This is a genomic window from Mycolicibacterium sp. Y3 (genome assembly GCF_051188035.1).
GTDB classification, from domain to species: domain Bacteria; phylum Actinomycetota; class Actinomycetes; order Mycobacteriales; family Mycobacteriaceae; genus Mycobacterium; species Mycobacterium fluoranthenivorans.
In genome coordinates this window covers 556,531-581,067 of record NZ_JAVQLT010000001.1, presented here as the reverse complement: position 1 = coordinate 581,067, position 24,537 = coordinate 556,531, and the positions used below count along the sequence as shown (strand labels likewise).

General features: G+C 62.8%; 23 protein-coding genes and 3 pseudogenes. 12 read left to right on the top strand and 14 right to left on the bottom strand.

What is annotated here, in order from left to right:
- Positions 1–781 precede the first annotated feature (781 nt).
- Entirely contained in the window at positions 782–1,333 is a 552-nt protein-coding gene (locus QN239_RS02815) for a YaeQ family protein (RefSeq protein WP_499008087.1), read from the top strand.
- A 629-nt stretch (positions 1,334–1,962) separates the two neighbouring features.
- Here QN239_RS02815 and QN239_RS02810 read toward each other — a convergent pair.
- The 3 genes from QN239_RS02810 to QN239_RS02800 are packed head-to-tail and all read right to left on the bottom strand — an operon-like array spanning position 1,963 to position 3,498.
- Positions 1,963–2,895 carry an NAD-dependent epimerase/dehydratase family protein gene (locus tag QN239_RS02810; RefSeq protein WP_499008086.1) on the bottom strand — a complete coding sequence of 311 codons (933 nt, stop codon included), beginning with the start codon at positions 2,893–2,895 and terminating at the stop codon, positions 1,963–1,965.
- Complete coding sequence (locus QN239_RS02805; protein ID WP_499008085.1) at positions 2,892–3,059, bottom strand: hypothetical protein; 168 nt, start codon at positions 3,057–3,059, stop codon at positions 2,892–2,894. The genes QN239_RS02810 and QN239_RS02805 overlap by 4 nt, the downstream gene beginning before the upstream one ends.
- Positions 3,060–3,084: 25 nt before the next feature.
- Positions 3,085–3,498, bottom strand: coding sequence for an oxidoreductase (locus tag QN239_RS02800; RefSeq protein ID WP_499008084.1), 414 nt, complete (start codon positions 3,496–3,498; stop codon positions 3,085–3,087).
- A 109-nt stretch (positions 3,499–3,607) separates the two neighbouring features.
- Between QN239_RS02800 and QN239_RS02795 the strand changes: the two genes are divergently transcribed.
- Positions 3,608–4,258 carry a TetR/AcrR family transcriptional regulator gene (locus tag QN239_RS02795; RefSeq protein WP_499008083.1) on the top strand — a complete coding sequence of 217 codons (651 nt, stop codon included), beginning with the start codon at positions 3,608–3,610 and terminating at the stop codon, positions 4,256–4,258.
- A 504-nt stretch (positions 4,259–4,762) separates the two neighbouring features.
- Here QN239_RS02795 and QN239_RS02790 read toward each other — a convergent pair.
- The 3 genes from QN239_RS02790 to QN239_RS02780 form a co-directional block, all read right to left on the bottom strand.
- The gene (locus QN239_RS02790) at positions 4,763–5,182 is read right to left on the bottom strand and encodes a DDE-type integrase/transposase/recombinase (protein WP_499008082.1); all 420 of its coding nucleotides are present in this window, start codon (positions 5,180–5,182) and stop codon (positions 4,763–4,765) included.
- A gap of 137 nt (positions 5,183–5,319) precedes the next feature.
- Positions 5,320–5,529 (bottom strand): hypothetical protein, encoded by a 210-nt coding sequence (locus tag QN239_RS02785; RefSeq protein WP_499008081.1) that lies wholly within the window; start codon positions 5,527–5,529, stop codon positions 5,320–5,322.
- Positions 5,530–5,653: 124 nt separating this feature from the next.
- Positions 5,654–6,034 (bottom strand): DoxX family protein, encoded by a 381-nt coding sequence (locus QN239_RS02780; protein WP_499008080.1) that lies wholly within the window; start codon positions 6,032–6,034, stop codon positions 5,654–5,656.
- Positions 6,035–6,433: 399 nt separating this feature from the next.
- On the opposite strand from QN239_RS02780, the gene QN239_RS02775 reads away from it, so the two are divergent.
- From QN239_RS02775 to mspA, 3 genes and pseudogenes are all read left to right on the top strand, one after another.
- The gene (locus QN239_RS02775) at positions 6,434–6,922 is read left to right on the top strand and encodes a MarR family winged helix-turn-helix transcriptional regulator (protein ID WP_499008079.1); all 489 of its coding nucleotides are present in this window, start codon (positions 6,434–6,436) and stop codon (positions 6,920–6,922) included.
- An 88-nt stretch (positions 6,923–7,010) separates the two neighbouring features.
- Positions 7,011–8,360 (top strand): annotated as a pseudogene (locus QN239_RS02770) (IS30 family transposase).
- Positions 8,361–8,884: 524 nt separating this feature from the next.
- A complete protein-coding gene (mspA, locus tag QN239_RS02765) occupies positions 8,885–9,547 on the top strand; it encodes a porin MspA (protein ID WP_499008078.1) in 663 nt (220 codons plus the stop codon).
- Here mspA and QN239_RS02760 read toward each other — a convergent pair.
- Complete coding sequence (locus QN239_RS02760; RefSeq protein ID WP_499008077.1) at positions 9,513–10,565, bottom strand: IS3 family transposase; 1,053 nt, start codon at positions 10,563–10,565, stop codon at positions 9,513–9,515. The genes mspA and QN239_RS02760 overlap by 35 nt on opposite strands.
- Between QN239_RS02760 and QN239_RS02755 the strand changes: the two genes are divergently transcribed.
- Positions 10,531–10,761 (top strand): integrase core domain-containing protein, encoded by a 231-nt coding sequence (locus QN239_RS02755; protein WP_499008076.1) that lies wholly within the window; start codon positions 10,531–10,533, stop codon positions 10,759–10,761. The genes QN239_RS02760 and QN239_RS02755 overlap by 35 nt on opposite strands.
- A 65-nt stretch (positions 10,762–10,826) precedes the next feature.
- On the opposite strand, the gene QN239_RS02750 is transcribed toward QN239_RS02755, so the two are convergent.
- From QN239_RS02750 to QN239_RS02735, 4 genes and pseudogenes are all read right to left on the bottom strand, one after another.
- Complete coding sequence (locus QN239_RS02750) at positions 10,827–12,212, bottom strand: GGDEF domain-containing protein (protein WP_499008075.1); 1,386 nt, start codon at positions 12,210–12,212, stop codon at positions 10,827–10,829.
- 348 nt (positions 12,213–12,560) lie between these two features.
- Positions 12,561–12,686: pseudogene (locus QN239_RS02745) on the bottom strand (IS256 family transposase); the annotation flags it as partial.
- A gap of 1,187 nt (positions 12,687–13,873) precedes the next feature.
- Complete coding sequence (cynS, locus tag QN239_RS02740) at positions 13,874–14,344, bottom strand: cyanase (protein WP_499016518.1); 471 nt, start codon at positions 14,342–14,344, stop codon at positions 13,874–13,876.
- Between the two features lie 35 nt (positions 14,345–14,379).
- Positions 14,380–14,970: a carbonic anhydrase gene (locus QN239_RS02735; RefSeq protein WP_499008074.1), complete on the bottom strand. Its 591-nt coding sequence runs from the start codon at positions 14,968–14,970 to the stop codon at positions 14,380–14,382.
- A 130-nt stretch (positions 14,971–15,100) separates the two neighbouring features.
- Between QN239_RS02735 and cynR the strand changes: the two genes are divergently transcribed.
- Positions 15,101–16,003: a transcriptional regulator CynR gene (gene cynR / locus QN239_RS02730; RefSeq protein WP_499016516.1), complete on the top strand. Its 903-nt coding sequence runs from the start codon at positions 15,101–15,103 to the stop codon at positions 16,001–16,003.
- A 328-nt stretch (positions 16,004–16,331) separates the two neighbouring features.
- On the opposite strand, the gene QN239_RS02725 is transcribed toward cynR, so the two are convergent.
- Complete coding sequence (locus tag QN239_RS02725; RefSeq protein WP_499008073.1) at positions 16,332–16,820, bottom strand: nuclear transport factor 2 family protein; 489 nt, start codon at positions 16,818–16,820, stop codon at positions 16,332–16,334.
- Positions 16,821–16,963: 143 nt separating this feature from the next.
- Between QN239_RS02725 and QN239_RS02720 the strand changes: the two genes are divergently transcribed.
- Both QN239_RS02720 and QN239_RS02715 read left to right on the top strand, forming a co-directional pair.
- Complete coding sequence (locus QN239_RS02720; protein ID WP_499008072.1) at positions 16,964–17,554, top strand: TetR/AcrR family transcriptional regulator; 591 nt, start codon at positions 16,964–16,966, stop codon at positions 17,552–17,554.
- 200 nt (positions 17,555–17,754) lie between these two features.
- A pseudogene (locus tag QN239_RS02715) lies at positions 17,755–18,153 on the top strand (VOC family protein).
- A gap of 403 nt (positions 18,154–18,556) precedes the next feature.
- Here QN239_RS02715 and QN239_RS02710 read toward each other — a convergent pair.
- Positions 18,557–18,997, bottom strand: coding sequence for a pyridoxamine 5'-phosphate oxidase family protein (locus tag QN239_RS02710; RefSeq protein ID WP_499008071.1), 441 nt, complete (start codon positions 18,995–18,997; stop codon positions 18,557–18,559).
- 41 nt (positions 18,998–19,038) lie between these two features.
- Positions 19,039–20,652, bottom strand: coding sequence for an arylsulfatase (locus QN239_RS02705; protein ID WP_499008070.1), 1,614 nt, complete (start codon positions 20,650–20,652; stop codon positions 19,039–19,041).
- A 134-nt stretch (positions 20,653–20,786) separates the two neighbouring features.
- Between QN239_RS02705 and QN239_RS02700 the strand changes: the two genes are divergently transcribed.
- The 3 genes from QN239_RS02700 (at position 20,787) to QN239_RS02690 (ending at position 23,352) form a co-directional block, all read left to right on the top strand.
- Entirely contained in the window at positions 20,787–21,146 is a 360-nt protein-coding gene (locus QN239_RS02700; RefSeq protein WP_499008069.1) for a hypothetical protein, read from the top strand.
- A gap of 603 nt (positions 21,147–21,749) precedes the next feature.
- Positions 21,750–22,358, top strand: a complete 609-nt coding sequence (locus QN239_RS02695; RefSeq protein ID WP_499008068.1) for a PadR family transcriptional regulator — start codon at positions 21,750–21,752, stop codon at positions 22,356–22,358.
- A gap of 7 nt (positions 22,359–22,365) precedes the next feature.
- On the top strand, positions 22,366–23,352 hold the full coding sequence (locus QN239_RS02690; protein WP_499008067.1) for an NAD(P)H-dependent flavin oxidoreductase: 987 nt from the start codon (positions 22,366–22,368) through the stop codon (positions 23,350–23,352).
- The last annotated feature ends 1,185 nt before the right edge of the window (positions 23,353–24,537 follow it).

Genomic DNA, 24,537 nt, shown 5'->3' with positions numbered 1-24,537 from the left:
GCCGGAGGAGGAGGGTGTGGCTTCTCAAGTTTCGAGTCCAAATCAAGGTCGCTGAGCTGGTCCTAGTGCGAGAGTCTCGCCTCATGTCCACTGACATTTCCTCGCTGTCGTTTCGAATTTCAGACAACTGTTCTTCCCAGCATTTCGTCCCTGGTAGCCACTTCGGGCACCTGCTCAGCCGAGCCGTGTTTTGCGGCCCGATCAGCCGACGGCGCGCATCGCCCTCCTCAGAGGGCCAGCCGAGGTGCTCACTGCCACCGCGTCCGCTATGCGTGTTGACTCGCGGCGTGTCGCGTTTCTGCTGAGTCACCCGCTGTCGGACGTCCGCCCACAGAGTCCGCGCGAACAGCGACGGCACCTGCAGCCGTGCGGGTGGGTCTATTAGACCGCGCACGCGCGGAAAACGCTCAGCCACAACACTATCGGTGCATGCGGCCATCAAAGGGGCCTGCCGAGTCAGGCTTCTCAGCCGCTGTATGGAGGTGCGGGAACTGCTGGGCGCTGGCGGGCGGTCGCTAGCCCTTTTCACCGTCCAAACTGGCCCGATGAGAGCGGTAGCGGCACCGTAGAAGCGCCGGGGGAGATCGGTATCGTCCGGCGCGACGACGGTGCTTTACCGGGTCCACGCCGGGCCATCCTCGACCTGGTTGACCTGGCGTTGCTGCATGCTTGCCTGCCGGAGGTCTATCGGTGGCGAGTTGATCCGACGGCCTGACCGGCGGCCTGACCACTCGAAGTGGCCTGCCTACTCGGCGAACACCACCAGGGTGGACACTATGACGTGGCCCTTTCTGCAACGGTGTTCAAAGTCGAACTCGGCGTGTCCGATGTCGATCACGGTTACTACGCCGATCACACGCTGACTGTGGCCCGTCATCCCAGTGAGACCGATGAGCGGATGGTGGTGCGGTTGTTGGCGTTTGGGCTGCGCGCACACCGGCTCAGCGACGTCGACGGTGAGCTGGCATTCGGGGCAGGCCTGTCCACCCCCGGCGTACCGGACCTGCGGCTCGCGGACTACACGGGCCGGATCCTGGAGTGGATCAACGTTGGCCAGCCCGATGAACGCGCCTTGGGCAAGGCTGCCAGCCAGGCCGACCAGGTGCTGCTGTTCCCGTTCGCCGCCGGCGTGGCCACCTGGTGGCGCACCGTGGGGCCCAAAGTGACGGGGCGGCCGAACCTGTCGGTGCTGCAGATACCGCACGCGCCGGTGCAGCAACTGGCCCAGACTGTCGATCGACGGGTCTCGGCACAGGTGATGGTAATCGAAGGTCAGGTGACGATGACCGTGGGCGGAGTCGACGTCACCTTCACGCCCGAGCCATTGAAGTGAACGACTGAGCCCGCGACACTAGTCGATAGCGTTAGCGCGATCCGCTGACGTCAGCGTCGTTGGGGCGACCCTGGCCGGACTGGTCACCGCCGGCTTCGAGACCGATTTCTTCAATCCTGCAGTCAGACGCTCAGTGGTGGCGGCAGCGGCAGCATGGCACCGGCAGTACGTTAAGACTTCCCCACAGGAGGCCGCCACACCAGCAACTGCCAGCCGCGTCCCAAGTCATCGGAAAACCGTGGCCGACCGATCCACGGGACTTGGGAAATTCTCACTTCTATGTCCGATTGGACATCATGGACATTTCACTTGAGAACTGGACATCAAGCTTGATGAGCCACAGCTGGTGTGGCTTCACGAACTCCGTGTCCGTACGCGATCTCTTGAACTGCGGCGACGGCAGCGTTCTCACGACATGTCCATACCCACAGTTCTCACTTTCGTGTCCACTGCTTCGGAGACACCTATTCGTGCAGCAGACCCGAACGAGGTTTCGTCGGCATCGGCATACCCCTCACTCCCTGCACCCACGAGTACATTCGGATCGTCGCCGGCGGATCGCACCGTCCACGCTGCGGGGTTTGTGAAGTTCATACCGCATTAGCACCTGTGATTAGAACTCTCATCGGCTATGCCATCATTTGCGGGGGGTCCATGATCTGCTCAGACTTCGGCAGCTGCTGCATCCATGCCGTTAGCGACGGCGCCGCCGGCGACCAGCCGAGCCGGCGGGCGTTGGCGGCGCTGACGTAGCTGTTGGATGCCACGCCAAGACGCGCGTACTCCCCGTGCTGTGCGATCACCTGCTCAACCGGCACACTGACGGTATTGCCACCGAAACCGAGATGGCAACTGATCATCTTGGCAATCTCTTCGAACGAATTGCTGCCATTCTCGGCGAAGAAGAACGACCCCCCAGGTGCCTTGTCCACGGCCAGTAGATAGAGGTCGACCAGATCGTCGATGTGGACGTTCGAATAGCGGTTCAACCCCTTCCCGAACAGTACGCCGGCACCCAGTTGCCGGGACAGGGCGATCAGCTGCGGGATTTGCTCACTGTCGGGGCGCATGCCGCGCCCGGTGCCGTAGACCATGGTGGGGCAGATGACCACGGCGCGAACGCCTTTCTCGATCGCTGCTTGGCGCACGTAGCGGTTCATGTCAACGCGTGGCCGCCGAGACGGAAGGGCCTCGTAATAGTCGTCCTCGGTGATCGGGGTGTCGGTCCGGTACTCGCCGTCGGCATGGTCAGCGACGATGGACGAGCCCGTGGTGTGGATCAGCGTCTTACCGCTGCGTTCGAGGGCGGTGACCAGCGTGACCGTCGACCCCGCGTGATCAGCGCTGGCCGCATGGATGACGGTATCAGCCGCCTGGGCGGCGCTGGTGAGGATATCGGGATCATCGAGGGTGCCCAATATGGTTGCGATTCCACGCGATTGGAGCACTTTGGCCTTCTCCTCCGACCGCACCAGACCGGTCACTGCGTGACCCGCGACCACCAGTTTTTCGGCGACCGCACCACCGATGTATCCGGTCGCTCCCGTCACGAAGACCTTCATGCTGCATCTCCGTTGGATCGCGGTGCCGCGCGGTGTTCCATCAGGGCAGCAAGGTTGGCGTTTTCGAGATCGATGAATGCGGCCAATGCGTCTACACCGGTCAGTGTCAGATCGGGGTTCAGTCCGTCGCCTAGCCGTTCGAGTTGGATGTTGTTCCACGGCAAGATGTGAAACATGCTCAGCGTCGATTCAGGCGAAGGAAGATGGTTGGTGTCGCCATTGATCGATCTCAACATCGGACGGGGACAGCGGTGCTTGGTTGATATGGCTGCTGACCTGGCGCCCCGTGTGGCTGAGCTGCGCCCAGAAGTGCGCGCCCTGTGAGGTGCCGGCCTCGGCGAGCCGGGCCAGCTGCACCCGTCCTGTCTCGTCGTCGATGACGACGTTGTTCGGCCGCTCCAAGTGCTGACGGTCGACCTGGATGTTCCCCGACAGCAGCAATCCCGCTCCGGAGCCGGCCCATCGCCGATACAACGTGTCGAGCCGGGGCGTGGAGTGGTTGGCGACATCGGCGAGACCTTCGCTCATCGCGGACTTCGCGAGGCGATTGGGCAGAGTTGCGCCGCTGGGCAGGTCGAGCGGCTGGCCTAGTGGGCTATGCATGATGGCTCCGGCGTTTCGGTTGTAGTCTGAACGGTACGACAGTGAGTGCTGTTCCATATACGACAGTGGTCGCTGTCGTATAGATTGTCAACAGCGAGCGAGTGTGGTGATGGTCAAGACCTGGTCTTCGGACAACCCCAAGGCGGCCCTGATGGCGGGCAAACGCGCCGCGATCGTCGACGCCGCGCTCGGCGCCTTCCTCAGCGCGGGCTACGCGGAGGCCTCGGTCAACGCCATCGCGGCGTCAGCCGGCGTGTCGATCAAGACCCTCTACCGACACTTCGAAAGCAAAGACGAACTCTTTGCCGCCGTGATGCAGGCTGCGTGTGGGGACATGGCTGGCGCAGAACTCGACGAGGATGTGCCGCCGCCCTGGTACGACGCACCTCCGGCGGAGGCACTACCTCGCGCCGGGGTCGAGTATCTGCGCAACGCCCTATCGCCTGCGCAACTGGCGCTCTACCGCGTCGTCACCCGCGACGCACACCGCTTCCCCGAACTCGGTCGGCGCTACCACGAAGAGACCACCGGCAACCGCGACGCCATCTTCGCGGGCTACCTCGACCGATGGGTGACCCGTGCGGGTTGGACGGTGCACGACAAGCGAGCCGCCGCCCAGGTTTTCGCCGCACTACTCAAAGCCCGCATCTTCGACGAGGCGCTGCTAGGGCTGCGCGAGCCCTCCGAACTCGAGTTGGTCGAGAAGGCGCGGGAGGCCGCGGCCAGCATGCTGATACTTCTCGACGACGGACGCTTTTGAATAAGCCGAAGGTTCGGCCAGCCCCCGGTGGTCGGCGACGAGCAGATCAAGGAATTGATCCCCAAAAGTTGCAGTCCACGCCACCGGATGCCACGCATTGATCGACCCGGTCGATGGCCGAGCACCCGGGCCTGAGTCAGTCGATGGTCTCGCGGCTCTGGCGGGAATTCGGATTGGCTCCGCACAAACAGGATTCGCGGAAACTGTCTGAATCACCCGAGGTCTTGTGCCGCCTCCATGGTGGGCTGGGCGTTCGACGCAACGCACTGCTGCGAGCCAGCCCGCCTGCACTACCGGCGTCGAGGGGCCGCATTCTCACTTTTATGTCCAATTCGACATTGGCGGTCAATGTCAAGCTGCCGGGAGTCGGTCGGGTTCGGTTTTGGGGAGGTTGATTCCGACGATGGGGCTCGGTGATGCGGCCTTGGGCCGGCTGTGGAACCGTTCAGGGTGGGTGTCGTAGTAGGTCTGGTGAACGCGGTCGCGGTGGCGCCAACTCTGCTGCTAGGCACCGCTGTGGACCTCCGCGGGAGTGAATAGCGCGATGCCGCCGTGAAGGTGGTGCTCGTTGTACCAGGGCACGTAGGAACCCACCCAGTTACGGGCGTCGAGATTGTCGAAGATGCCCGGATAGTTCGGCCGGTACTTCATGGTTCGGAACTCCGATTCGGAGAACGGGTTGTCGTTGCTGACCCGGGGTCGGTCGTGTGTCTGGGCGATGTCCAGGTCTGCCAGGAGCGTTTTGAGGTCATTAGAGCGCATCGCTGGCCTGGAGTCGGCGTGCACCGCGGTCGGGGTGCCGTGGGTGCCAAACGCGGTCTGGAACATCTCCACAGCCAGGGCATCGACTTCGCGTTCCTCGACACGCCAGCCCACGATCTTGCGGGAGTCGATGTCGATGATCGAGTACGCCTTGAACGCCACACCACGCCACGAGGTCCGCAGATCGGTGATGTTAACGACGGTTGAATCCCAGGCCAGTCGCGACGGCTGAAAATCAGGTCACCCAATCAGATTGGATGGGTGATTTCCTTGGAAGACTGGGCGTTGATCCGGCATCTTCACCGCAGTGAGGGTTTGTCGAAGCGGGCTATCGCACGGCAACTGCGGATCGCGCGTGACACGGTGGCCAACGCGCTGGCCAGCGACGATCCACCCAAGTATGTGCGGGCGCCGGCGCCGTCGGCGATCAGCGAGGTGGAGCCGCGGATTCGGGCGCTGCTGTCGGCGTATCCCGCGATGCCGGCGACGGTGCTCGCCGGTGATGTCAATCGTCTCCGGGCCTCGCGTGTTGGCCCACAGGTGCTGGGACACTGTGATCGGAGAACCGTTGCGCCACAACCGCACCCACGGTGCCGGTACCGGTGCCCACAATAGCGGGCTGCAGGGAGCAGCTTATCGCACGACCTCCGTGATCCGAGCAGCCGCGATGAAGATCGCCACCGCCAGGAACACGGCGTTCACGGGCCACTGTTTGTACTCCGCTCGTCGACCGTGGAACACCACCGCGCCGACCTGCAGCAGCGCGAGCCCCACGGCAGCGGCAGGCGTCAGGATAGGCGCGATGTCGGTGAGCCACGGCAGGATCAGACCGAGAGCGCCGGCTACCTCGATGCCGCCGATGAATTTGATCGACGTCGCAGACAACGCCTCGGCGACGCCAGCCGTGGAGGGGTTCTCCGCCAAGCGCTCCTTGGACATCAGCACTTTCGTGCCGCCGACAATGAGATATGCGGCGGCGAGTATTCCGGACGCGATCCATACCGCGATGTTCACGAGGGCTCCTCGAAGATGTGTGCATACGAACAGGGGCGCCCCGGCCGGTTGCACCTGTGAACTTCACATTCACGCGGGCGTGTCCGGGGACTACTTGATGCTTCAACAAGCCTAGATCGTATTACATGACACGTCAACTAATGGTCTGTGTCGAACTCGTTGCCCGCGCGACTCAGACCGCGTCGCCGCGATGACGACGAGGCGCTGTCACCCGTACCACCGAGTTGAGAACTGTTCCCACGGAATCGCTGGTACCGAGGGATTCGACGTCGAAGCCGTCGTCGGTCGGCGGCTCACGTTCAATGGTTGATGGTTGATGGTTGATGGTTGAACTATCATTCAGATGGAGGAGGAGGTCCGGATGACAGCGGTGGGATGGGACACCATCGGGTCGTCGCGATGACGCGACCCAGGCGTGATCGTCGTCGAGACGAAACGGTCTGGCTTGACGACGACCAGCAGCGCGCGTGGCGTCAGCTCCTGTCGATGATCATGGAGCTTCCGGCGGCCCTGGAAAGCGATCTGCAGCGCACCACCGGACTGACGACGTTCGAGTACCTGGTGTTGGCGAATCTGTCGGAAGCCGACGAAAGGACGCTGCGGATGTCGGAGCTCGCCGCGACAGCGAACTCCTCGTTGTCGCGGTTATCGCACGTGGTCAGGCGCCTCGCGGACAACGGGTTGGTGATCAAGCGTGCCTGCGCCGATGACGGCAGGGTGAGCGTGGTAGTGCTCACGAAGGCTGGAATGAAGCGGGTCGCCACCGCGGCCCCGTTGCACGTCGCGAAGGTGCGCGAACTAGTGGTGGAACCGTTGACGAAGGCGGACCTGATCAATCTCGGCAAAGCGGCCAAGGCAATTACTGACCAGATCGCCGCGTCTGGTTGATTGCGTCAACCCCATAATCTGTGCATGGTGCGCTGAGACAGGTCGCGACCGTCGGCTGCAAGCAGCAGATCGCGCTATTCGTCGTGCGATGAAGTCGCCGGGGGCACCACCGCATCAGTGCGAGATGGAGCGGTTGTTTTGGATCGAGATCGCCAAAGGGCTGTTGCCCGCGGCGGCTGCGATCGTCGTCGGCGCGTCGCAGCCGGTCGGGCAGCGGTGGTTCCATAACGCTGGCGGTATGCCACCGTTCGATCTGACGCCACTTTCGGGGCGCTACCTGTCGTTTCGTGAGCGCGAGGAGATCGCGTTGCTGCGGGTCCAAGGCGCTGGGGTGCGCCAGATCGCTCGGACGATTGGTCGAGATCCCTCCGCGGTCTCGCGTGAGCTGCGCCGCAACGCTGCCACGCGCGGATACACCTCCGAGTACCGCGCGTCGGTTGCGCAGTGGAAGGCCGAGCTGACGGCCAAGCGCCCGAAGCTTGCCAAGCTGGTCACCAATCCGAGGCTGCATTCCTATGTCCAACAACGGTTGTCGGGTCAGATCAGCAGACACGACGGTTCGGTAGCGGCAGGGCCGCAACCGCCTCGGTGGACCGGCAACAACAAGCCGCACCGCAAAGACCGAGCCTGGGTGCAGGCCTGGAGCCCCGAGCAGATCGTCAACCGGATCAAACTCGATTTCCCCGATGATGAGTCCATGCGTATCAGCCACGAGGCGACCTATCAGTCGCTCTACATTGAAGGCCGCGGTGCGCTCAAGCGCGAGCTGCTCTGGTGTCTTCTCACCGGGCGAGCTCTACGCGCGCCACGGGAGTGATCGCGGCGCAAGGCCTGGGCGCACGTCACACCGGAGACGCTGATCAGCGAACGCCCCGCAGAAGTCGAGGATCGCGCGGTTCCTGGGCACTGGGAAGGCGATCTCCTGATCGGACTGGAGTGCTCAGCCATCGGCACCGTCGTCGAACGCACAACGCGATTCATGATGCTCGTCCATCTGCCCCGCGAGCAAGGTTACCGACACAAGCACACGATCAAGAACGGCCCAGCCCTGGCTGGCTACGGCGCGATCACCATGAAAGACGCACTCGCCGAGACGATGTCGACTCTGCCCGATCAGCTGACTCGATCCCTGACCTGGGACCGCGGCAAGGAGATGTCCGCGCACGCCCAGTTCAAAGTCGAGACCGGCATCCCTGTCTTCTTCGCCGACCCACAATCACCATGGCAACGCGGCACCAACGAGAACACCAATGGGCTTTTACGGCAGTACTTCCCGAAGGAAACTGACCTGTCCCGATGGACCACAGAAGACATCGAAGCCGTCGCTCACGCCCTCAACACCAGACCACGCAAGACGCTCGGCTGGAAGACCCCGGCTGAGGCCTTCAACGACCAGCTAGTCTTGCTCCAACAAGCCGGTGTTGCGACAACCGATTGAATCCGCCCTGACTGCCCCTATCGCTGTGCAGCATGGTGTCGGCCACCGACCCGCCTCGGGCGAACACTGCGGCCTCTACGGCCTCCTCGACGAGCTCGGTGCGCATATGGTCGGCCAACGACCATCCGCCCGAGGAGCAGCCTCTACCTTGAACTCCGGTGTGAACGACCGACGCGTCCGCGACATGTCTACATCCTTCCAGCAGGACACCGTCCCGCTATCTCAGATGTCCGCGGAAGCTGGGGAACCTCAGAAGGCCATTGACGTGATCGAACACAAGTAGAAGTGATTCTGGACACGATGAAGAATTCTGGTGATTGTCAACACGATAGATCGCTCAGAGCCTCACGAGTGGGTCGGCCCTGGTGTACTTATGCCGACGGTCGGATCTGAGACAACTACGCGTTTGCTGCAAGGTCCGACTCCGAGTCAGCGCTCGATCACAGTCACCCGGTGGCGTGATCCTCGGGATACTGCAGGGGGAGTCTATGAGGTGCCTTCATTTCGGACGTGCTCGGTTGTCCATGATTGCCGTGGTAGCCGTCACCATCGCTGTTCTGTTCGTGGGTACGGGCACTTCTCACGCAGGTCTGGACAACGAGTTGAGTCTCGTTGACGGCAAGGACCGGACCCTCACCATCCAGCAGTGGGACACGTTCCTCAATGGTGTGTTCCCGTTGGACCGCAACCGGCTGACCCGTGAGTGGTTCCACTCGGGTAAGGCCAAGTACATCGTCTCGGGCCCGGGCGCGGATGACTTCGCCGGCACGTTGGAGCTGGGTTACCAGATCGGCTTCCCGTGGTCGCTCGGTGTGGGTATCAACTTCAGCTACACCACGCCGAACATCCTGCTCGACGACGCAAATCTTAACCCCGTCAACTTGTCTCTGGGCGCCAACGGATTAAGCGTGGCAGCTAATCCGGCCTTCAACCCGGTGCAGGTGGTTACGCCGAACCTGTTCCCGGGTGCGTCGATCAGCGCGGATCTGGGTAACGGCCCGGGTATCCAGGAAGTGGCGACCTTCTCCACCGATGTTTCGGGCGCCAATGGTGCGGTGGCGGTGTCGAATGCGCATGGCACGGTGACCGGTGCTGCCGGTGGTGTGCTGCTGCGTCCGTTCGCTCGGCTGATCGCCAAGGAGGGTGACTCGGTCACCACCTACGGCGAGCCCTGGAACATGAACTGAGGCACAATGATCCGACACCCCCACTACTCACAGATCGGAACCTCCTCGATCCCCCTAGAGATAGGCGATCACCAGATCGGCATGGACGGTTAATCTTTGACCACGCTAGCGTTCGGTGTTGTGGTGACTTATTTGCTTCAGGCAGATCAGCCGGCCTCCTCGCACGCGTCAGATAAAACTCGGGTGTTGCATACCCGATGTGCCCGTTGTTCCACGGCGTGCCCGGTGGGATGTCGCAGATGCCGATTCGATCACCGCAGAACTGTTGCAGCACACGTGAAATGAACTCCGGCCCATCGTCCATCCTGAGCACAAGCGGCGGCCCGGACCATAATGCGAACGCCTTGTCCAACTCCTCGGTCAACTTCTGCGCGGTGATCGAGCGCTCCACGATATTCATCAACGACAGCCGGGGGTGCTCGTCGAGCATCGAGGCCATTTTGATGGCCTTACCGTCGACGGTGGAGCCGAACTGAAACTCAAGCGCCCATACGGCTTTGGGTGCATCGGCTTCCACTTGCGGGATCGTGCTGACGCCGGCACGTTTGCGGGGGTGGTAGATCCGGACCTGCAGACCCTCTTCCTTCCACAGCCGGTGCACCTTCTTCTTGATCACCCGAACGCCCTGGTCGTGCCTCAGGTGCGCCCACGCGCGACGGAACCCGTGCAGTGGGTGTTCGCGTGCGTATGTGCTTAGCGTGGCCCTGAGATCCGCATCCGGATCGGCGGGTGTTTGAGCGATCGGGGTGCGCGCGTAGGCGGAGCGGGACAGCCCAACTGCTCTGCACGCCGAATGTTTCGACAGATGCGACGGCGCCCCCGGCGACTTCATCGGCGAACGCCCCGTCAACTCCTTCGTCCACCCCGCTGGCCTGCCCATCAACACCTCCATCATCGAGGTGTTGCGACGACCAGTTGAATGCGCCCAATTCATTTCTTGGGCCTTCACTGGCTGCGCCAAGCGGTCGGGTCTGGTTCTCTCGATGGGCTCGATCGGAGACTGCTGCGACAATGCCATCATTGAATCCTTTTGGGGCAGAGGGCAAACCGAACTGCTTAATCGCAAGCCGCGGAGGACGCGCATTGAGTTGGCCAACGCAATCTTCGAGTACCTGGAGATCTTCCACAACCGCCGGCGGCGCCACTCCGCCCTTGGCATGCGAACTCCGATAGAGTTCGAACTGCTACACCAATCCACCCAACCGGTGGCCTAAAACCAAGCATGGCGACACCGCCGAACCCGGGGGTACATCACGGTGTGCATCAAACCCGGCGCGGTTCAACGCTTCTCGGTGGCACTGGCCAATACAACCTGATTCCGCCCCGAACGTTTGGCTTCTCTCAGTGCCTTATCAGCGCGATTCACCAATTCATCTGGATCGGGGTGACCATCGTGGACTGCCGCCCCGATCGAGACGGTGATGTCGAGAACCACGTCTCCCAGCCCGAAACGGGCTTCGGTGACCGCCTTACGAATGCGCTCGGCAGCTGTAACGCTGTCCTGGGGTCCTGTTTCCGCCAGCAGAACAAGAAACTCTTCACCACCGTAACGGAATATGAAGTCTGTGGACCGCACATTGTCAGCCAGCACACCGGCCAGGGTCCGGATGACCGCATCGCCAGCTTGATGACCATGCGCCTCGTTAACACTTTTGAAGTGGTCAACATCGACCATCAGAACTGCCAAGCCCAACGACGTGCGGTTCGCAAAGCCGATCTCACGCAGAAGAATCGCCGGGAGGAAACGGCGATTCAGCGTCCGTGTCAACGGATCACGACCGATCTCGAGTTCAGACAGCCCCTGAAACAGATCACCGACCAGGGCCAAGATCCGATCGACCTCAACCCCCAACGCTTGCAATGCTTCGACACGTCGAACGCCATCCTCGAACCGTACCGCCGGCAACAGCGCGCCGTCGACACGGGCAACCGCATCGTTGATCTCCAGAAGCTGAGGAGCGCTACCAAACATCATCTCCGCTCGGTGCCGCATCCAACGCCCGAACGGCGCCGAAGCCAACTCGAGCTCGCTGACACCGTTGGGGCGTTGATCGTGCAAGGCACTGAACAATGTCCCCTGCGACCACTCCAGCAGACTGGCGCGCTGACGCTCACGTTCGAGGCTCATATCCTGATCAAGCGTGAACAGCCGGTAAGCCTCCTCCACCCGAGTCCGCTCAACGATTCCGCCGACGCCAGAACGAGTCATCGCCGCAATTGCTCGGCCGATCCACGCGTCAAACAGACGCATCGCGTCAAAGCGATCGCCCCACGGGACATCGACACCGCGGACCAGGGTCGCTATTTGTGAGCACAACCTCATCGCACCGATATTCACCAGGTGAACCGGAATTCTCATTCGCGCATGAATCGCACCGATCCGTTCCTGGCGCGCTTCGAAGGCAGCGGCGTCTCTAAACGCATCGACAGAGAAGGCCTCGCGGATCCAGTCCACCAATTGAGCCTTCAGTCGATTCTCCACTACCGAATGGTCCAGATACCGTTGCGCCTCTGGCCATTGCAACAACGACGCGTAGAAATCCTCCGCCAAAGCCTCGGCACCGTTGCGAATCAGCGGCAAATACGGCTTTGCCAGCTCGACCTCGTCGTCTGATAAATCAACCATAATGCGCTGGCCAGTCCCCGCCGCCCCCTGAATTATCACGTTCGCTATTTTAAGCTGACCAGACGACGGCCGCTTGACCGCTCCTGTCGGTCCGACGCACGCGACACCCGCCGGTTTGACTAACCTGGACCGTCAGCGGTCACGATCGCTCCGCTGAGGATCGAGCCGCCATTCACAGACTCTGAGCGAGCGCTGTCGCCGCGATCCATTCCGCCGTAACGGCTCACAGGCTCTGGCTGGCCGGCAACGTTGCGTCATCCGGGCCTCGATCATCGCCAGAGCAGCACGGACTCTGCAGTGGATGGTGGTCAGCGCACGGATGTCGACGGTCAAGTCCGGTGACGTGGTGTACGACGTCGTCGTGTGATTCGTCGAGGTGATGGTCCAGGCGGTCGGTGCCGCGGCGGCGGCCTCCTGTTCGGTCGGGTTGTCATTGGTGGTGCGTGATTTGCTCAGGACGTCCAGGCCGAGGTAGCTCCACGTTTCGGCCCATTCGTCGTGTTGTTCGGTCAACCGTGACAAACCCTGCGTCCGCCCCCGGGGCCAGCGCGTCGAGTGCCAGCATGAGGAACCTGCTCGGTGCGCCCGCGTCAGCGCCTACTGCCAACCCAGCTCAGGGGTGGCAGCAGCACTGGCCCCGAACCTGACCCCGGCTACGTCTCAGGCCTCCGTGGAGCAGGCTCAGGCACCCTACTTGGCCAGCGACCGCACAACTGGTGGAAGGTGTGGACCGCCCGGTGTGGTTCGACTCGCCATCGCAGACAGCCACCGAGTACTGGCCAGGCTCCTCAGAAATCCGCCAGATCAGTGACCCTCGCGGGGTTACCACCTTCCTCGGCGGATCAGGTAGCCCGGTGACCGCGTTCCGCGACACCACCAGCGGGACAACCACACTGCGCTTGCGCGTAAACAGTGGACCTGGATCAGCACCCGTCCACGATGCGCAGCGATCGGGCCTGGTTTTGCGGCTCGTCGAGCCGCAAACCGATTAACACCGCTCTGTATGTGGTGTGGATGTGGGCGCCGGTGCGGTGCTGCTGTTTGCGATCGTGCGCACGTGGTCTGTTGGTGCGGGTGTTGACCGGTATCGGCGTATTTGCTGAGTTCCTCGTCGGCGCCGTGTATACGGCGGTGGTCGCTGGTCGTGCAGCCAGGGCCGCTGGCGACGACGACGCTGAGGGCTACGCGTCATGAACTCCGTATCTTGGTCGTCGTGGTCGTGGGGGCCGTCCTGTCCACCATCCTGGTCCGCGGCCACGATGGGCTGCCGACACCAGCAAATCGGGCAGTCCATCATCCCCATACAGCAGTCGATGCTATTGAGTTTCTTGCCTTTTCGGCGGGACCAATCGCCGCTGACCACCAGGAGTTGCGGGCGTCGCCGCTGGCTGGTGCGCGTGTGCCGAGCGCAGTCGACTCTCGCGCGGCGGCCGAAGCTCGAAACCGCGATGACGGTGTGACGATCGAGCAGAACGCCAGCGTTCGCCCAGCGGTCCGCGCACCTCCAGTTAACCGGCGACGAACCTGAGCCCGATTGTCACAGTGGTTGGACGCCAAGCGTGAGTACGAGTGGATCGCGCCGGCTTGTCAATCGGCTTACCATGAGTCGGGATTCCTCACCATAAGTCCGAAACATGAAGTGATCTACGTAGTTTGGATTGAGAGGATGGCTGATTTGCGAGGGACAGGCGGGCGCCGCGTCAGAAGGGCACAGTCGGCAGGTATTTGCCGTCAAGCGTGACGACGGCGCGTTCGCCACCGGCGGGGTCCGCGACTTTCTTCACGTCCAGCCGGAAGTTGATGGCAGAGATGATGCCGTCGCCGAACTGTTCATGGACAAGGGCTTTGAGGGTGGTGCCGTAGACCTGCAGCATCTCGTAGAAGCGGTAGATGGTCGGATCGGTGGGCACGCCGCCGGGGATGGAGCCGCGGGTGGGGATGGTTTGCAGCAGCCCCGCCGCGTCGTCGTCCAGTCCTAGCAGAGCACTCACTGCCTTCGCTGAGGTTTCCGGCAGGGCGTGTTGGCCGAGAACGGCCGCGGTCGTAAAGGCCACGGACAGACCGGCGGCGTCTGCGATCTGTTGCCAAGAAAGATCTTTGAGGATCTTTGCCTCGACGGCTGCGGCGGCGAGGAGTTGACGGGCGGTCGGATCGAACTGGGACTGAATCATCATCGTCTTCTTTCTGTTCGAGGGGTGAAGTGGGGTCAGGCCGACAGTTGCTGTTTGGTGGCGGGCAGTTCCTCAACGCACCCGGTGGGGATGTCGAACACCCAGCCATGAAGGGAGAGCTGGCCCGCGGCCAGAGCGCGAGCGACCGATGGATGGGTGGCCAGGTTTGCTAGCTGTGCGTGGACGTTCTGGCGGACCAGAGCGGAAACGTCACCGACGGTCGCAGTCCGAGCTCGGGAGGCGTCCGCGTGCCGCAGCCAGGCGGCAACTGCGGGCGTGTCGCTGAGATCGTCCCCCTGCGCGAGTGCGGTCATGGCGCCACAGCGGGAATGGCCGCAGACAACGATGTCCTGCACCGCCAGGACGGCGACGGCATACTCGATGCTTGCCGCCACCCCCTCGGCTTCCGGCGTGTACGCGGGCACCAGGTTGCCGGCAGTACGAATAACGAACAGCTCGCCGGGCTCGGTGGCGGTAATCAGTTCGGGAACGACGCGAGCATCGGAACAACCGATGAACAGCGTCGTGGGCACATGGTGGGTGTCCAAGTGGGCGAACAGTCCAGCTTTGGCCGGAAAGACGTCCCGCTGAAAGCGGGTGACCCCCTCCTGAAGTGTGTACATCATGACTCCTGTCCTCGTGGCAGCCAGCTCGTTTGCGCTGACTGTTTCACCATGCGCCACCAGCATCTATAGAGTCCAATAGAAGGTTCTAACTGCAGCTATCGATGTCACCTATAGTTGCTGGATGGCTGACATCGAGCTGCGTCACTTGCGCTACCTGCTGGGCGTTGCCGAACACGGCAGCTTCACTCGGGCCGCCGAGGCGCTCTATATTTCGCAGCCCACACTGTCTCAGCAGATCAAGCAACTGGAACGCGCCCTTGGCGTCCAGCTTCTGGACCGGAGCGGTCGGATCGTGCGGCTCACCGACGCCGGCGTTGCCTACGTGGACCCCGTTCGGCGTGCATTGCGCGACATCGCCGCGGCTGAACGCGCCCTCCACGACGTCCAGGACCTGTCACGCGGTCATCTGCGGTTGGGCGTTACGCCGACATTCACGGCCTACTTGGTCGGGCCGCTCGCCGCAGACCTGCAGGCTCGACATCCCGGCATCTGCTTGACGCTTACCGAGATGACCCAGGACGACATCGAAGCGGCCCTTCTCGCCGACGAACTTGACGTGGGCATCGCCTTTGCCGGCGTGCACGCGCCGGGGATCGCCGCCGCCGCGTTGTTCAGCGAGACACTAGGCCTGGTCACCAGCCGTCCGCACGCCGAGGAGCTGGCGGATCCGCTCCCGGTGCAGGCACTGAGCACGGAACATCTGGCCCTGCTCAGCGCCGACTTCGCCACCCGCAGGTACATCGACGCATTCCTGGCCAAGCACCACGTCGAGCCACGGATAGTTCTGGAGGCCAACTCAATTCAAGCGCTGACCGAGATTGTGCAGCGCACAACACTGGCCACGGTGCTGCCGGATGCCGTCACGCACGACCATCCGCACCTGGACCCGGTGCCGCTGGACCCGCCCATCCCAGCCCGTTCCGTCGCGCTTCTGCGCCGAGAAAGCGGTTACCAGAGTGCGGCGGTCGTCGCCTTCACCCGGGTCGTGCACCACCTCATCGAATCCCGGGGCTATAGCCCGCCGGAAGCGTGAGGCCGATGACCCAAATGGGCCTACAGGCCTGGCGGATACGCGCAGACCCGCGTAGCACAATGAACGACCCGCGCCGCCAACGTCACAACACCTCGCGCGCTGCGTCCCTGGGATCGCGGTAGGACGCTCAGCTCAGCGGTGGCGACCAAGTAGGGCTGTCAGTGATACGTCGGAACGAAAGGCGCTGGTCCGCAACTCGTGCATCTGACCTGGCCTACGGGATGGCGTGCGCACCGTCCGGCGGGTTGGTCCCGCCGGAGGGGCATTGCGCTCTCACCTCAAAGGTGCCTCAGGCGCGCTCGACGTGACGGGCTCCCGAGCGCCACGATCACAAGCCGAGGTCGGACAAGCTGGGGTGATCCTCCGGTCGCGGTGCGTTCCGGTCCCAGAAGAACTTGCGCTCACCTTCGTCGATCTGCACGTCGTTGATGCTCGCGTGGCGGTGGGTCATCAGACCGTGTTCGTTGTACAGCCAGTTCTCGTTGCCGTAGGCGCGAAACCATTGACCCGAATTGTCTTGGTATTCATAGGCAAAGCGGACCGCAATGCGGTTCTCGCTGTGCGCCCACAGCTCTTTGATGAGGCGGTACTCGTGTTCGCGGTCCCACTTGCCGCTCAGGAAGTCGATGATCTGTGCTCGGCCTGTCACGAACACGGAGCGATTGCGCCAGACGCTATCGATCGAGTAGGCCTGCGCTACGACCTGCGGATCACGGCTATTCCAGGCGTTTTCAGCCAGCCGGACCTTCAGGGTGGCCGATTCATCGGTGAACGGTGGGACAGGAGGCTTCGCAGTGACGGCGGTAGTCGTGGTCATGATGGTCCTTCTGTGAGGAGTTGGTCTAGTTGCCTTTGCCATGTAGACGTACCTGTCTACATGGCCGATACTGTACGTCATGTAGACAGAGTTGTCCACCGTAGTCTGGTGACTATGTGGACAGAACTGTCTACTATGTTGGTGTGAGCATCTCCGAGACTCTTGATCCGCATGTTGATGTGCCGACTCTGCCGGCTCGGGAACGGATACTGGCCACCGCGTATCGGCTGTTCTACCGCGAGGGAATTCGAGCTACCGGCATCGACAAGGTGATAGCCGAAGCTGGCGTCACCAAGGTGACCTTCTATCGTCATTTTCCGAGCAAAGACGCACTGGTACTGGCGTTTTTGGAACTGCGGCATCGTCGTTGGATGGACTGGTTTGTCGATGCGCTTGATCGCCACGCTGTTGGTAGTCGTCGCCGGGTTGCGGTGGTCGCCGCGGTCGAGGAATGTCTGACGGCGGACTCCTTCCGGGGGTGCGCCTTCATCAACAGCGTCAATGAGATCGGCGCCGAACTGCCCGAGGTCTATGCCATCGCCGCTCGCCATAAGGCGGATATGGTCGCGGCGATCAAGGCGACACTTCCGCCGGGTCCGAACCGAGCTCGGACGGCGCAGGCGCTCGGCGTGGCGATTGACGGTGCTGTTGTGCAAGCGCAGTGCCAGCGCGACGCCACACCGGCGGTGAAAGCGTTGACGACGATCGCGTCAACGTTGCTGACGAATGTGTGACGCCTGATTATGCCTGTCCACAGGTAGGGGATTCGATAGGCCATGCGATCTGCACCATGCTGTGATGAGCGTGACGGTGACCGGTTTGGGACCTCGCCGAGGCAGGTTCGGCGTCTCGGCCCCCGCTGCGTCAGTACTGAGTTGGCTAGCAGCAGAGGTGATTCACGGGTATGTCGCCGTGCCCAACCGCAGCGCCGGCAATGCTCGGTCATCTCGGTGTCAACGTGCCCGATCTCGCCGCCGCGAAGCGGTACTACACGGCGCTGATGCCCCTTGTTGGCTTCGAACCATTCGTTGATGCCGACGAGGAGTTCGCTTTCCGACCGGACAAGGACAAGCCCGGTACCTACCTGTTCTTCTATCCATCCGCAATAGCGGGCACCTACTCGTGAGACGGAACAGGGCTGCAACACCTAGCTTTTATGATTCGCGGTCGATCGGACGTCGACGCCGTACACCAGTTCGCAGTCGGCCGCGGAAACACCATTGTCCACTCACCCCAGCACTTCCCGCAGTACCCCGGGCATTATTACGCCACCTTTTGGCTGGACCCATTTGGATTCAAGCTAGAGGCAGTCTGTCACCACGATCGTGACTAGATCCGATCAACGAGTCGAAGAGGCATGACGGTCGGGACTGCGTGCGGGCATACCTGAGTAACAACCCGCACACCGCCTGCAACGGGCTATTCCCCGAGCTACGAAATGACCGACACCAGAGCCGATTTGCACTTCACGCCGGGCACCGGCACCTACCGGGCCGCGACCACCCCGCACAACTCGGCCGTCCTCCAACAGCCTGTCGCGGCGGCCATCCCCGCACTGCTGGTGAGGTTTCCAAAGCCGTGCGGTGGGCTGCGACACGATCTACGGATCGCAGTTCAGGCGTGCGGGCACCGCGGCGGGAGAACCGATCAGCGCCGTGGCGACCTGGACCATGGTCAACACAGCAGCCGAACCACTCGGCGCCGGGATCGCCTGGCCACCCAAGGCGCCACCGACGCTAGGCCTCGTCTGGGGTTGACTGGGAGTAATCCCACGACACTGTTCGCACCGGTGTCATGCGGATGTAGACGACACCCGGTCTTGGTGCGGTGGGCCACTCGGACTCCGGCACACCCCGCATCCGGGCACCGTCCCTTGCAAGCTGAAGTGCTTCACGCGGCTCGCGAACGATGCGGGCGCGACCTTGGAGCAGCACTCCACGGATGTCAGCCATGGTGGATCCGTCTTCGAGCATGATGCTCACGTTCGGATTGCTCTCGACGTTGGTAACTTTGCGGGTGCCGTCTCGCACGCCCATGATGATGTCGCGGCCGAGGCGGAAGTATCCCAGTGGTACTGAATGCGGGAAACCATCCTTGTCGATGGTGCTCAGCGTCGCCCAGCCCGGCCGGCTGTCAAGGAAGTCCTCGATTTCTTCATCACTGAGTTTTCCTGGCATGCAGAGAGTTTAATCCCCGCCGTTTCCTCAACCGGAACTCGTCAACCCGCGTCCAGGTCGATATCGAACAGCGACACGGGCCCGATGATCACGCCATTCTCCTCGACGTAGCGGTCCCACAGCTCGAGCAAGTCAGCCAATTTGTCGGGTCGGGCGGCGGCCTGGTCGTCAATCTCGCCGGGATCACGTGAAAGGTCATACAGTTGCCAGGTGCCCGAGCCGTAGGGCGCGGGCAGGTGAAGCGCCTTCCAATCGCCCTGCCGAATAGCCCGGCGGCCGAACAACTCCCACCCGGTGCCGGTGTCCCCGTCGTGCACCGCGTCCGTCTGTCCGGACAGGTAAGGCACCATCGACCGCCCGCGCATCGGCTCCACCTCCCTGCCCTGATACTCGGTGCCGGGATGCGCGGCACCGGCGAGCTCGAGCACGGTCGGTGCAATGTCCATCACGGTGGTGAACGCCGTGCCGATCTCACGCTGGCGGGCGAAGCCCGGCCAGGTGACGAAGCCCACCACCCGGATACCTCCCTCGGTGGTGAAGGCCTTGTGCAGCCGCGACGGCGCGGTGGCGGCCTGCGCCCAGCGCGGGCCGTACCAGGCCCACGAAGTGGGGGCACCGAGGTTGTCCACGCTGTTGTCACAATGCTTCGCGACGAATGCTTCGATTTCGGGGCCGCGTAGCGGCATGGCCTCGACGATCGTCCCCTCCGCGCCGTTGTCCGACAGAAAGATCACGACCGTGTTGTCCAACTCGCCGGTGCCGTCGAGGTAGTCGATCACCCGGCCGATGTTCCAGTCCATCCGGTCCACCATGGCGGCATAGACCTCCATGTTGCGGGCGGAGACGGCACGCTCCTCGTCGGTCATGTCCGCCCATTCCGGGGCGCCGTCGGCGACCACCGGATGGGGCTCGACATCGGGTGGGCACAGGCCCAGCCGGGTGAGCGCGTCCAGCCGCTCCTCGCGCAGTGCGTCCGGTCCGGCGTCATAGCGGCCGTGGTAGGTGGCGATGGTTTCCTGCGGCGCGTGCAGCGGCCAGTGCGGCGCCTGGAAGGGCAGGTAGGCGAAGAAAGGCTGGTCTTCACCGTCTTGGGGACGTTCGTGGAGGTAGCGAAGCAGCGTGTCGGTGTACGCATCCGACGAGTAAAAGTCCTCACCTACGGTGACGAACTGATCGTCTTCGGTGAACATCGTCGGCACCGGAGAGAGCCCGCCACCCCCGCGGGTGCCGTAGTGGCTGGCACCGGCCGGCAACAGGGCGAAGGATCGGTCGAATCCCCTTGCCCACGGCGACCTGTCGATCGTGTCGCCCAGATGCCATTTGCCCGCCATGAGCGTCTGATAGCCGGCGTCGCGGAGCACTTCCGGCAGCGTTACGACCCGGTCGTTCAGATACCCCTCGTAGCCGGGGGCGCCGCGGAATTCGGGGGCGGCCATCTCGAGCATGGTGCCGATTCCGGCGACGTGGTGATCGGTTCCGGTAAGCAACATCGCCCGCGTCGGCGAACAGGCCGGAGCGGAATGGAAATCGGTGAGCCTGGTGCCCGCGTAGGCCAGTCGATCCAGGTTCGGGGTATTGATTTCGCCGCCAAAAGCGCCGATGTCGGAGAATCCGAGGTCATCGGCCACGATGACCAGAAAGTTGGGACGCGTCACGCCGAAGAATCCTGGCACGGGCCACCGCCAGATCCGCCGTGAAGTTTGATTCTCACCAGCGCCAGTACCTGGCCCCGTGCTGCGTCTGGTTTCGTTGGCAACCTGAGAAGTCTGCGAGGTCTAGCGTGGGCAGAATGGGTTTGTTCAGTCATGAGGAGTTCCCGGAGCCGGCCGACACCGTTGGTGGCGGCGGGTTTGTTGAGCGAGCTCGGCGTGCTGAGGTGGGCGAGTACGGGGTGGATGAACCTGTGGTAGTGGGTCCGGGGTCGCCGCCTGAGGATGGTTCGTGCGGTCAGTTCGCCGTGCAGTTTCACGTCTCTACGTCAATGCTGCTCGGGCTCAAACGTATTGCGGATACGCGTGGGGTGAGCGTGCCCGAGGTATGCCGGCAGGTGATCGGCGTGTTTGTCGCCCAGCAGGAGGGCGATCTGGGCGCCTTGCTTGCCGCCGAGGCCGACGCGGCCGATTACCGGCCGAGTTTGGGTGAGGCGTAGTCGGGCTGAAGGGCCGCACAGGTCCAGTTCAGAATCGCGGGATCCGGTGTGACAGCCGCTGCGCTGGTAATGCGGGTCTGGCATTGCTCCTGCCTCGCCTCCAGTGGTGTGGCCGACACTGGCGCGCCAGCGATGGCATCGGCAAACACTCTATGGTGTGATTCCTGGCCGGCGAACAACACCTCACGATTGTCCGGGAAAAGACGGAAGAACGTTGCGCCGGAAAGCTGCGGCCCAGCGCCATCATCTCCCACCAGATGGGCTTGTCGGGCGCCGTGGAGGCATATCGCATGTTCGAGGCCCGCGAGGCAACCAAAGCGGCGTCCAGTCGCGCGAGCACGTCGCCGAGTCCACGCGTCCTGTCCCGGGCACGTGCGAGATCAGCCTCCCGATCGGCGAGCACCGCTCGCGCCTCCCGCGATGGCACCCGCGTTTGACCGGCCTCGATCAGAATCCGCAGCCCATCACGCACAGCGCTCAGCCGGTCAGCATGATGTCCACGTGACCCATCCCGCTTCACGCCATCAGTGTGAGGCACCGCACAAGAATGAACGGCATCTCCGACCGTGCCACTAAGACCGTATCAATGATACGGTTGAGTTTATGTCCGAGGGCTCCCGACTCAGCCACCTCTCCTATGTGGTCCTGGGTGTCATCGCCGTGCGCGGACCCACCACCTCGTATCAGCTCAAGCAATACGTGGCCGAATCCATCGCCTACCTGTGGCCTCTCCAGCACGCCACGCTGTACCGCGAACCGCGCCGACTGGAGGACTGCGGGCTGTTGCAGTCCGAGACCGAGGACGGCGGCCGACGTCGCCAGTTCTTCAGCATCACGCCCGAAGGCCTTGATTGCCTGAGGAATTGGCTGTGTGATCCCGGGACCGCACAGCCCTCCGAGCTCCACGACGAGGCGCTGCTCAAACTCCATTTCGGTGAGCTTGCAGATCCAGCGAGCATCCGGGAGCTGGCCGAGAACCAGATCGTGGAACGCAAGGCCCGCTTGGCCTACTTCACCGATCTTCAGCACCGCTATCAGGATCGTCCCGGCATCGGCTACCCATTGGCGACTTTGCGGGCAGGCCAAATGATCGAAACGGCATCCATTGCCTTCTGGCGCGAAATCGCCGAGACCGCAGACGATCTGGCTCCCCCGCATCCAGAACGCGCTGAACTGCCATCCCACCGCACCGACCGACCCGAGCGAAAGTGACTGCCCAATGGCCCTTCCCGATGTCTTGCGCAACGATCTCGCCCTGCCCGTCGTCGCGGCCCCGCTGTTCCTCTGCTCCGGACCGGAGCTGGTGATCGCGCAGTGCAGCGCCGGCGTCGTGGGGTCCTTCCCTGCGCTCAACGCTCGTCCGGCCGCGGTGGTGCGCGAATGGCTGGAACAGATCACCACGACGTTGGAGGACCGGCGCCGTGAGCATCCCGACGGGGTGACGGCGCCGTTCGCAGTCAATCAGATCGTGCACAAGTCCAATGAGCGACTCGACGAGGATGTGCAGGCGTGCATCGACTTCAAGGTCCCCATCGTGATCACGTCGCTGGGCGCCCGTGCCGACGTCAACGACGCCATCCACTCCTATGGTGGCATCGTGCTGCACGACGTCATCAACGACAGGTTCGCACGCAAAGCCATCGAGAAGGGCGCTGACGGCCTGATCGCCGTGGCTGCGGGAGCGGGCGGGCACGCGGGCACCATCTCGCCGTTCGCGCTTGTTCAGGAGATCCGCGCGTGGTTCGACGGGCCGCTGCTGCTCTCCGGCGCCATCGGCCACGGCCGATCCATCCTGGCCGCCCAGGCCGCCGGCGCCGATCTCGCCTACATCGGATCGGCCTTCCTGGCCACGACCGAAGCCCGCACCGAGGACGCCTACAAGCAAATGGTCACCACCAGCGGCGCCAGCGACATCGTGTACTCGAACCTCTTCACCGGTGTGCACGGCAATTATCTGCGCGGCTCCATCGAGGCAGCGGGGCTGGATCCGGAGAACCTGCCCGAATCCGATCCGTCGACAATGGATTTCGGCTCCGGCGGAAACACCGACGCCAAAGCGTGGAAGGACATCTGGGGTGCCGGACAAGGCATCGGTCCCATCCGAAACGTGGTCTCGACGGCCGAGCTGGTTGCGCGGTTGAGCGAGGAGTACGTGGCTGCGCGTGCCCGGTTGTTCGCCGAGGAGTTGACCTCGGCCGGCGTGTAACGCGGCTGCATATGGCGTAGCGATGGACTGTCTCAGGGGATTCCGCGCGACCGCCGCCCTGATCATGACGAGCCTTGCGCGGTCGCACCGATGAGCCAGGTGGTCAGTCCGGCGCTTTCACCAGTTCAGCCACCGCTACATGCCGTTCACCCTGCGCTTCGTAGCGAGTGTAGACGCACAACAATTCCTCGCCCTGCGTCACCAGGTCGATGGTGCAGCCTTTTCTCCAACATGCGCGAGCTATTCGATCTCACCGTCGACGACGACATGGCCGACTAGAGCCACGCCCAACACGACCCCTTTGTATCGAACTCGGCATCTTGTTTAACAATCCGGCGCAGTTGTGCATCTTCGTTGCGGCAACGAAGATGCATGTCCGCATCTCGATAGACCGACATCACAACAGCTGTCGAGATGCAGCGAAAATTGACAGGACACGCCTGGCTACTTTGACAACACTCGGGCGTGTCGCGGATGCTTGTTAATCTTCGTCGCAAAAGACGAGTTCAGACGGCATGAAGCCGGGCCTGCTGCACGAATAGGTGACATCTTGACCTGACCCACCGTTTGGGTTCCAGATTCGGTGACTAAGTGACGGCCTGTACGAAAGGCTGACAGCCATGCCCCGCCCCTTGAGTTCTGGGGCGATTTGTCTCACGCTGGCTGTATCGGGCTCTGTTCCACGAACGCTGCATTTCCCACAACCACACGGTTGTCTGAATGTTGAGGTGTCCCGTGTGGCGGCTGATCAGACCGCAGCGTGCACTGCCTAGGTCCCGAAAGCCCCCTCGATCGCTTTATTCTCAGCAGAACGCCAGCGTTCGCCCAGCGGTCCGCGCACCTCCAGTTAACCGGCGACGAACCTGAGCCCGATTGTCACAGTGGTCGGACGCCAAGCGTGAGTACGAGTGGATCGCGCCGGCTTGTCAATCGGCTTACCATGAGTCGGGATTCCTCACTATAAGTCCGAAACATGAAGTGATCTACGTAGTTTGGATTGAGAGGATGCCTGATTTGCGAGGGACTGGGGCGCGGCCGACCCAGCCGGAGGACTGGCCGCGATCCGGCGGGCGCCACGTCAGAAGGGCACAGTCGGCAGGTATTTGCCCTCCATCTGATCTTGCAGCAGACCCTGATGGCGTCGAACCTTGGACGGCTTCCCAGAGTACTCTACGAATCCTCTTG